Source organism: Halorubrum amylolyticum (assembly GCF_004114995.1).
Taxonomy (GTDB): Archaea; Halobacteriota; Halobacteria; order Halobacteriales; family Haloferacaceae; genus Halorubrum; species Halorubrum amylolyticum.
Genome location: NZ_SDJP01000056.1, coordinates 1 through 7,975, shown reverse-complemented (window position 1 = coordinate 7,975; position 7,975 = coordinate 1). Strand labels below are relative to the sequence as shown.

At 68.4% G+C, this 7,975-nt stretch carries 8 protein-coding genes; 1 reads left to right on the top strand and 7 read right to left on the bottom strand.

Annotation, left to right across the window (positions count from 1 at the left end):
- Window positions 1-317, bottom strand: a 317-nt coding sequence (locus ESO89_RS17950) for a hypothetical protein (protein ID WP_164932836.1), incomplete at its 3' end; no start/stop codon positions are given.
- Between the two features lie 23 nt (window positions 318-340).
- On the bottom strand, window positions 341-1,063 hold the full coding sequence (locus ESO89_RS17945) for a hypothetical protein (RefSeq protein ID WP_128906766.1): 723 nt from the start codon (window positions 1,061-1,063) through the stop codon (window positions 341-343).
- Between the two features lie 198 nt (window positions 1,064-1,261).
- Here ESO89_RS17945 and ESO89_RS17940 point away from each other — a divergent pair, with 198 nt between their 5' ends.
- Window positions 1,262-1,483, top strand: a complete 222-nt coding sequence (locus tag ESO89_RS17940; RefSeq protein ID WP_128906765.1) for a hypothetical protein — start codon at window positions 1,262-1,264, stop codon at window positions 1,481-1,483.
- A gap of 378 nt (window positions 1,484-1,861) precedes the next feature.
- Here ESO89_RS17940 and ESO89_RS17935 read toward each other — a convergent pair whose 3' ends face one another.
- The 5 genes from ESO89_RS17935 to ESO89_RS17915 form a co-directional block, all read right to left on the bottom strand.
- The gene (locus tag ESO89_RS17935; RefSeq protein ID WP_128906764.1) at window positions 1,862-2,866 is read right to left on the bottom strand and encodes a hypothetical protein; all 1,005 of its coding nucleotides are present in this window, start codon (window positions 2,864-2,866) and stop codon (window positions 1,862-1,864) included.
- 2 nt (window positions 2,867-2,868) lie between these two features.
- The gene (locus tag ESO89_RS17930) at window positions 2,869-3,219 is read right to left on the bottom strand and encodes a hypothetical protein (RefSeq protein WP_128906763.1); all 351 of its coding nucleotides are present in this window, start codon (window positions 3,217-3,219) and stop codon (window positions 2,869-2,871) included.
- The gene (locus ESO89_RS17925) at window positions 3,216-3,509 is read right to left on the bottom strand and encodes a hypothetical protein (RefSeq protein ID WP_206731800.1); all 294 of its coding nucleotides are present in this window, start codon (window positions 3,507-3,509) and stop codon (window positions 3,216-3,218) included. The genes ESO89_RS17930 and ESO89_RS17925 overlap by 4 nt, the downstream gene beginning before the upstream one ends.
- 181 nt (window positions 3,510-3,690) lie before the next feature.
- Entirely contained in the window at window positions 3,691-7,206 is a 3,516-nt protein-coding gene (locus ESO89_RS17920; protein ID WP_128906762.1) for a hypothetical protein, read from the bottom strand.
- A gap of 412 nt (window positions 7,207-7,618) precedes the next feature.
- Window positions 7,619-7,918 (bottom strand): hypothetical protein, encoded by a 300-nt coding sequence (locus ESO89_RS17915; RefSeq protein ID WP_241686291.1) that lies wholly within the window; start codon window positions 7,916-7,918, stop codon window positions 7,619-7,621.
- Window positions 7,919-7,975: the final 57 nt, after the last annotated feature.

Sequence of the window (7,975 nt, the reverse complement as noted above, 5' to 3'; positions counted from 1 at the left end):
TCCACCTCGGCGACCCACCGATACGTGTCGTCGACGGCCCGATACTCGACGAGGTCGGCGTCGGCGAGCCGCCGGAGGCCGGGGTCGACCGCTCGCCCCCACCAGCTCGCCGTGTCGAGCGTGCTCCCGTCCGCGAGCGCGTCGACGAGGTCCGTCCGCCCCAGCGGGTCGCCCGTCGTCGCGAGGTGTTCGGCCGCGCGGCGTGTCTGTGCTCGCGTCACCGCCGGATCGATTCCGGTCGACGGGTCCCACCCGGCGAGGGCGGCGTCGAGTATAGCAACCTGAGAGGCCCGAATTTGGGCCTTGAGAAGGTTCATAGAATCACCGTGGTCGGACCGGTTCATGTGTCCCCCTCAGTCGCTTTCCATTCGCTCGCCCCAGCCGGCGGTTTCGACACGTCGGGGAGCGCTTCAAGCCCCGGCCGAACCACCTTCCGCCACCAAGCCCCTCGGTATCGGTCGCCGGCGTCGATCTTCGCGAGGGCGGCGTCGGGGTCGTACCCGAGCGGGTGGGTCGGCATTATCTCGCGGACGATCGTCGCTTTGCTCGCGGGTCCCGCTTCCCGAAGGTACTCCCGAGCGGTATAGATCGTCTCGCGAGCGTCGGCCGGGTCGACCGTACCGGGGAGGTCCGCGAGGACCGCGTCGAGGGCGTCCTCCTCGCCGACCGCGTCCGCGCCGTGTGCGTCCGCCGGCGGGTCGGCCGGCCCGTCGGTCGCGTCGTCGACGGCGTCGGCTCTCGCGTCCGTGTCGCCGCTCTCGTCGGCGAGCGTCGTCGTCGGGTCCCCGCGTAACTCCTCGCCGTCGAACGTGTCGGCGTCGCCCCGGTCTGGGATCCACCATACCCGCCCCCGCGCCCCGATCTTCCGCGTGTCGAGCGTCCCGCGTTCAACCAGGGCGTTCAGTTTGTTGTGTGCGGTCCGCCGGGCGATCCCCAGCTCCTCGACTACGTCGCTCGCCGTCACCGGGCGGGCGGCGTCGTCGCGAGCGTCGAACACGTCCATCACCGTTTCGGGGTCGATCCCGTCCGCGTACCTCCCGCGTTCGTTTCGGTCGCGTCCCATATCTCACCCTATACACACAAAGGCAATAACCTTTGCCGTTAACGGGACCGTTGTGTGTATCCGACCGTTTCGAGCCGTGTCGGTATCTTTATACCGTGTGCCTTTGTATGTATAGGTAAGACGGGTCGGCTCCTCGGGGCGTGTTGAAACGCCCGCGTGCTTGGAACACGCGAGCCGGTCGGTCTTAGGAGAACGACCATGTCCGTATACGAAACCCAGCCCGAAGGGCGTACCGATACCGAACACGCGACCGTCGTCGAGGAGGGTCCTCGGTGGAAAGGTCCGTTCACGGAACACGACAAATACGGCGAGCCGACCGGCGCCCGGTTCGTTCGGTGTACCGGGTGCGGCGTCGAGGTCCTTCAGGGGGACACGCAACACGCGACCCACCGGGACGGGTGCGACGGCGTCGAGGAGTAACCCCCAGCCGCTTCTTTGATTTCCGCCCGATCGTCGACGGCGTCGCCGCTCCCGGTCTTAACCAACACGGGCGGCGTCTCTTAACCAACACGCGAGCCGGTCGGTCCCGTAACGGTCCCGTTTCCGACACGTTTCGCCGTCGATCCCGCGTCAGACACGTTTCTCGGGAGTTACCTATCGGATCGAACATGGCCGACGGCGTCGGGGTCGACGTCCGCCGGCGTCGTCGATCCCGTCCCACGGGTTGGGTATTAGGCTATTTATCTGAACGTGTGGGACCGCCGGTGTACCGAACGGTTATCGGTCGGTGTCCTCGGCGTTGGGGGCTCATGGGGTTTCCCTGAACGCGCCGGGTCATGGGGTCCGCCCGGCGAGCCCCTACCTGAACCGCCCGAGGATCCCGCCGTCGTCGTCGTCGTCGTCGCTGTCGTCGCTCTCCGGTCCGTCCTCGGGCGGGGTGTCGTCGACGGCGTCGAGCGCGACGGCGGCCGCGTCGTCGCCCCGTCCGTCGACCGTCCGCGACCCGATATACACGGTGTCACCCACCTGGAGTTTCGGGCGGCGTATCTCCCGGCGGGTGTCGTCGACCCCGAGCGGGGCGCGACGGACGTTGAACGCCTGAAGCGCGTTCCGGATCCTCGGGTGGAGCGCGTCGATCGGCGGGCGGGCGATCGCTCCGGTGTCGACGTCCACCCGGATGTAGTGGGGGTGAACGCGGACCCGGTAGGCGTCGCCGCTCCAGTTGGTCCCGTGCTGGAGTTTGTGACGGAGCTGTTCGGTGTGCTCGCTCCCCCACTCGAAAGTGACGGGCTCGTTCCGGCTCCCCCGGTCGACGGTGTAGCTCTCCGGGTCGATCGGAACGATACACGTCACCGGGAGGTGTCGGTTCGGGTTCCGGTCGCGGTCGGCGTTCCCGTCGAGGTCGAGGACCGGCTCGTCAGCCGGGAGGTTTTCCGGCGGGTCGCAGTACCGATCGACGAACCCCTCGGGGGTGAGCCCGTCCTCGGGACGGACCGCTTCGAGATACCGATCGCCGAACCGGAGCGGGTCGAGATACCCGCCGTCGCCGTCGGCGGTCGCGTGTCGTCGGTTCCATGTGCTCGCGACCCCCTGGAGCGCGCTAAGGATGTCCGACCCGGTCGTTCCCTCCAAAGCGGGGCGAACGACGGCGTCGACGTATCCGCGTTCGGCGTCGACCCGGACGGCGGTCGCTCCCGTCTCCCGTTCGATCGCGTCGGCGGCGAGCGTTTCCAGTTGCTCGCGGACGGGGTCGGTGAACCTGAACGCATACCCGACGCCGTCGCCGGTGTCTGTCGGGGTGTAGCTCTCCGGGTCGATCGCGGCGACGGCGCGGTAGTGGTAGTGACGTTGAACGGTGGTCATGGTTAGATCCCCTCCTCGGCGGCGACGACGTACAGCTCCCCGTAGGCGGCGAGGACGTCCGGGGGGTGTTTTTCCTCCAGCTCGGCGACGATCCGCGACGCTTCGGGGGTCGGCGTCGCCGGCGGGTCGGCGTCCGTGTCGTCGAGCCCGAGGCTGTGGTAGATCGCGGCGTATTGGGTTTCCTCCCGAGCGTCGCCGTCGACGTGCTCGCGATAGGCGTCGTCGAGCTCCCGGAGCCGAGCGGCGAGCGGGGAGAGATCCCCCTCGGCGCGGTCGACGTCCGGCGCGGCGTGTTCGTCGCCGAGTCGGTCGATCTTCTTTTCGATCTCCCGGCGGCTTTTCCGTCCCGTCATCGTTCCCCCTCGGCGACGTCCTCCAGTTGCTCCAGCCGCTCGGCGAGCTCTTCGAGGTCGCGGTCGTTCGTCACCTGCCGGCGGACGTTGACGGTATACGCGAGCGCTCGGATCCATTTGATTCGGACCCGTTCGTTCTCGGGATCGTACACCCGCCCGCTCTCGACTTTCCGACGCGCTTCCTCGATCGCGGTGTCGAGCGTGTCGAGCATTTGGTCGTAGTCCGCCGAGTCGTCGCCGTCGGCGGTGTCGGTGCTCGCGTGTGTGCTCGCGGGGTCGGTGCTACTCATGGGTGCCCCCTGGGGGGTGCCCGGTTGAATCGGTGTATGGCTGATTCATATCGCTGGTTTCGCTGGTTTGAGCCGGTCGTTATCACCGGCTTACGCACGGTTAGTTTGCTCTCGCCCTTGAACCGCCCTCGGCGCGGATCCGTCGCTCGGCGGTGGGCGATCTGCCGTCGGGAGCATGGGGTTAGTCCCCCGGTTCTGGCGGGGGGTCACCTCCGGGAGCGGGGTCGATCGCGTCGTCGACGGCGTCGGTCGACGTCCGCGCCGGGTCGGCGTCGGGATCGGCGGTCCGGTTCAAGAAATCCCACGTATAGATACTACTACGTGCTATTTCCCGAACCGTCTCGTCGTCGTCGACGTCCTCCAGGTCGACCGGGTCGATCGTCACCTCCCCGTGGTCGTTTACCTCATGTAAACCGTCGTCGCGGTAGGTGTAGCCCCGCCCGTCGTACTCCCGATCGATCGGCGCGTCGTCGCGTTCGGCGAGCCGGTTCAGGATGTTGAACACCTGCCGCTCGCCGACCGACACGGCGGGGTGCTCGGCGAGGTCGGCGGTCCGCCACTCCCCGAGCTCGGCGGCCGCTTCGAGGACGGCCCGCTCCCCGTCGCTCCGGGTTCGGGTGACCCGCCCCTCGGCGGCGATCGGGACCCAGTCGGGGAGGGTGTCGGTGTGAACGTACACGACGGCCCCGTTCCCGTCGCGACCGAATCGCATCGCCGCCTGGAGGGTTTCGTGTTCCCTCATGTGCTGGAGGACGTCGTCACCGATCCCGGTGTATGAGAGGTCGGCCCCTTTCCCGTCGCCGCGTTCGACGGCGTCGCCGGCGTAGGCCCCCCACTTCTTGATGTACCCGTCCCCGTAGTGGTTCGACCCTATCACGGCCCCGAGCCGGGTGTCGTCGTATTCGTTGCTCCCGAGGACGTTCCCGTAGTGACGGGTGTCGTCGACGTACTGGAGGACGTCCTCGGCGTCGTATTCGTGTTCTGCCGTCGACGACGTGATTACGGCCGGTCGCTCGCCGTGCGCGTCGGCGATCCCCTCCAGGAGCGCGGCGTCCTCGGCGGTGTTGACGTGCTCGGCCGAGTTGTAGGGTTTCACGTATTCGGTGGTCCGAACCAGGTTCAGATTCAAAGCGTCGCGGACGTACTCGGCCCGCTCGGCGTCGGCGAGGATCGGCCGGTGGGTCAGTCGCTCGCCGAGGGTCAGCTCCCACATTCGTTTCGTCGGGGTCCCGTCGAGCGCGACGACGCCGGTCACGTACTCCAGAGCGGGGGGTCGGAGGACCGACACGGCCCCGGTCGCCCGGTCGAACACCGCCCGGCCGGCGTCGCCGAGGTCGGCGCGTTCGTACCCGTTCCCGAGGTCCTCGGCGGCAAGTAGGGTGAACGCGGCGATCGGGGCGTCGGCGTGTGCGCTCCGGTCGTCGAACACCGCCCGCTCGTCGGGTTCGACCCCGTGCTCGTCGAACCAGAGCAAAGCGTCCGCGCGCCGGCTCTCGTCGCTCCGGTTCTCGACGAGGTCGGTGTAGGTGTCGAACGGGATCGCGTCGACCCCCTCCAGAAAGTGCGACACGGATCGCTGGAGGTCGCCCGCCTCGGCGAGCGTCGTCTCATACGACCCGCCCGGAAACTCGTCGAAAACGACGGTCCGGCCCGTCGTCACCTTCGGTTTGTGAGCATGGGCGTAGTGTCCGATCAACACGTCGATCGGGGCGTCCTCCCCCGGATCGGCGCTTCCGTCGGTGTCGGGGTCGACGTCCCACTTTTCGGCGTAGGGGCACCGGTGGCCCTCGTGTTCTTGACACGGGAGCGGTCGCCCGAGGACGTCCTCGGCGAACGCATGGATCGCTTTCGGGGTCGCTCCCCGGTTGTACCAGCCCCGGACCCGGTCGGCCCATTCCTCCCCGTGCTCGCCGTTAGCCGTCTCACAGTCGCGGGTGAACGACGGGAGGGTGTAGTGTGTGAGCCCGTGCTCGTCGCACCACTCCCGGAGCTGTGCGTACTGCTCCTTTCGACCCCGCCCCGTGAGGATCGTCACCGGCTCGCCGGTCCGGGCGGCCGCGAGGACGGACCCGTAGGTTTTCCCGCCCGTCGGGAGCGATTCGATCAGGGTCCGGTCACCCCGCCCGTAGGCGTCGGCGATCGCGTCGACGGTCCGCTCGCGGACGGCGTCGATCGTGAGCTCCGTGTCCCGGCCGGCGTGTTTCCAATCCCACCCGCTCGCCGCCGTCGCGAGGTCGCGAACGCTCGGGGGGAGGACGGCGGCCGGTTCGGTGTCGTCGACGGTGTCGAACGACGGGATCGGCGCGCCGGCGTCGCGAGCGGCGTCGACGGTGTCCCACCAATCGGACCCCTCCAGCCGGTCCCACGGCTCGCGGATGATACCCTCCTCGGCGGCAAAGAGCCCGAGGACCCCGTAGCTCTCCCCCTCTTTGTGGTCGTGAAACACCGGCTCGTCGGGGGGAGAGTGAACGCTCTCCCCGCTTTCGCTGGAGCGGTAGGACGGATCCCACGTACTCCAGCCGGTCGAATCCTCCCCCGTCCGTCGCGACCGGAGCGGGAGGTCCGACGCCCGGAGCCGGTCGACCGCTTTCAACACGTCGCGGACGTCCTCGGCGGTGTCGTCGGCGTCGACGGCGTCGGGGTCGTATCCCTCCAGCTCGGGACGGTCGCGGTCGGTGTCGTGCGATACGGTCGGCTTGTCGGTGTATCCGTTCGCTTCGAGGATCGCCCGTAGCGCTCCGGTGTCCCACTCGGCGAGGTCGAGCGGCGTCCCGTCGACGTGCTCGCCGGTGGTTACGTTGACATGGGTGTTCGCATAGATTTCGACGGTCGGCGCGTCGTCGTTCGCTCCCCAGGGTTCGGTGTCGATCGGAAAGGTCGCCTGCCCCTTCCCGTCGATCGGGAGCCCGTCCGGCGCGTGGTAGTAGGCGTGAACGCCGGCCCCCGAGGTCGACACGTCGGCGTAGGTCACCCCGAGGTGTGCGAGGATCGCCCGAAACGCGGGGTGTATCTCGCCGGTGTCCGGGTCGCGGACGTCGTCGCCGTCGACGAACGCAAACGGATCGTCCTCCAGTTGGATGAACACGCGACCGGCGAGCCGGGGATCGTCCTCGGCGATCGCGACCGTGTCGCCGTCGGCGTAGTTCTCGGCGCGCTTCCATTCCCACCGGGGGGAGTCGTCGGGGTCGGCGTCGACGGGGTCGGCGTCCCCCCACGGGGAGAACGGGAGCTTTCCGTCGTCGCCGGCGCGTCCCATCCACCGGGTCCGCTCCAGGAGCTCGGGCGGGTAGGTGTCCGACCGGGTCGCCGAAAAGTCGGCGTCGCTCCAGCCGACCGGCGCGTCCGTGTTCTTAACCAACACCGGACCGTCGTCGGGGGGTGACTGTTGGTTAAGACCGGGGTCGACGTCCGGCGCGTCGGCGGTGTCCGTCCGTCCGTCCGGATCCGGCGTCGCGGACGGGCTCGCGTCCGCGTTCCCCCCGGGGTTCGACCGGATGGGATCGGGTTCCGTTCCGGCGGTTTCGGCGTTCCGAAGGGTCGCCGGCGGGTCCGCCGTCGCGAGCGCGTTCTCGACGACGTCCACCCACCGATCGGGGTCCGCGCCGATCGCGCCGACCGTCCCGACGGCGGTCGCGTCGGGGTTCAGTCGAAGGTACTCGGCGAGCTGGTCGATCGTGTCGGCGGGAGAGTCGTTCATAGCGATACCTCAAGCGCTCGGTAGACGGTTCGGTAGCCGGCCGACGGGCTCGGCTCGGTCAATACGTCGCGGTCGCGTTCGGCGTTTGTGTAATCTTCTGGCATGTAGGCGTCATACTGCTGTTTTCACGGTGAACGCCACACACCCGCCGAGGGGAAAAGGACAAGAGCCGGGGGAACGAAGGGTCCCATACACGTCCTCTTCGTTGGGGGCGTAGCGAACACCGATCCGTACCACAACGACACGGGTGTCAGGATGCGCCAACATCCTGGCCGTTTTCGGCGTGATCCTATCTTCTTGAGTAGTTACAACACCCGACGGGACTTAGTTTGAAGGACCGGGGTGAAAGTGGTCGGGTCGGGGGATTGTGCCCAGACTGTGCCCGGTGTTTCAGCCGTGTGTCGGCGGTGATTCATTCGTTCCCGTCGTCGTCGACGTCCTCCAGGAGCGTGCGGGCGATCCGTACCTGCGCCTCAAGTGCCGGATCGACCGGCCCGAGCTCCCCCGCCTCGGCGGCGTCGACGAACGCCCGGAGCTCGTCGGCGCTTTCGTCCTCGGCGAGCGATAGGTCGAGCTCGCCGTTCTCGACGGCGTCCGCGAGGTCCCCAGCCGGATCGATATGTCGCGGGTCCGTGTCGGGCGTCCCGCCGGGGTCGACGTCCGCCGGCTCGGGAGCGTCCTCCTCGCGGTCCGCGTCGTCGTCGCGGGTCACGGTTCCACCTCGGCGACCCACCGATACGTGTCGTCGACGGCCCGATACTCGACGAGG

Bases quoted from the DNA above. Each gene is read 5' to 3' on its own strand.
- ESO89_RS17945 (WP_128906766.1), bottom strand. From the start codon at position 1,063: ATGGGACGCGACCGAAACGAACGCGGGAGGTACGCGGACGGGATCGAC.
- ESO89_RS17940 (WP_128906765.1), top strand. From the start codon at position 1,262: ATGTCCGTATACGAAACCCAGCCCGAAGGGCGTACCGATACCGAACAC.
- ESO89_RS17935 (WP_128906764.1), bottom strand. From the start codon at position 2,866: ATGACCACCGTTCAACGTCACTACCACTACCGCGCCGTCGCCGCGATC.
- ESO89_RS17930 (WP_128906763.1), bottom strand. From the start codon at position 3,219: ATGACGGGACGGAAAAGCCGCCGGGAGATCGAAAAGAAGATCGACCGA.
- ESO89_RS17925 (WP_206731800.1), bottom strand. From the start codon at position 3,509: ATGAGTAGCACCGACCCCGCGAGCACACACGCGAGCACCGACACCGCC.
- ESO89_RS17920 (WP_128906762.1), bottom strand. From the start codon at position 7,206: ATGAACGACTCTCCCGCCGACACGATCGACCAGCTCGCCGAGTACCTT.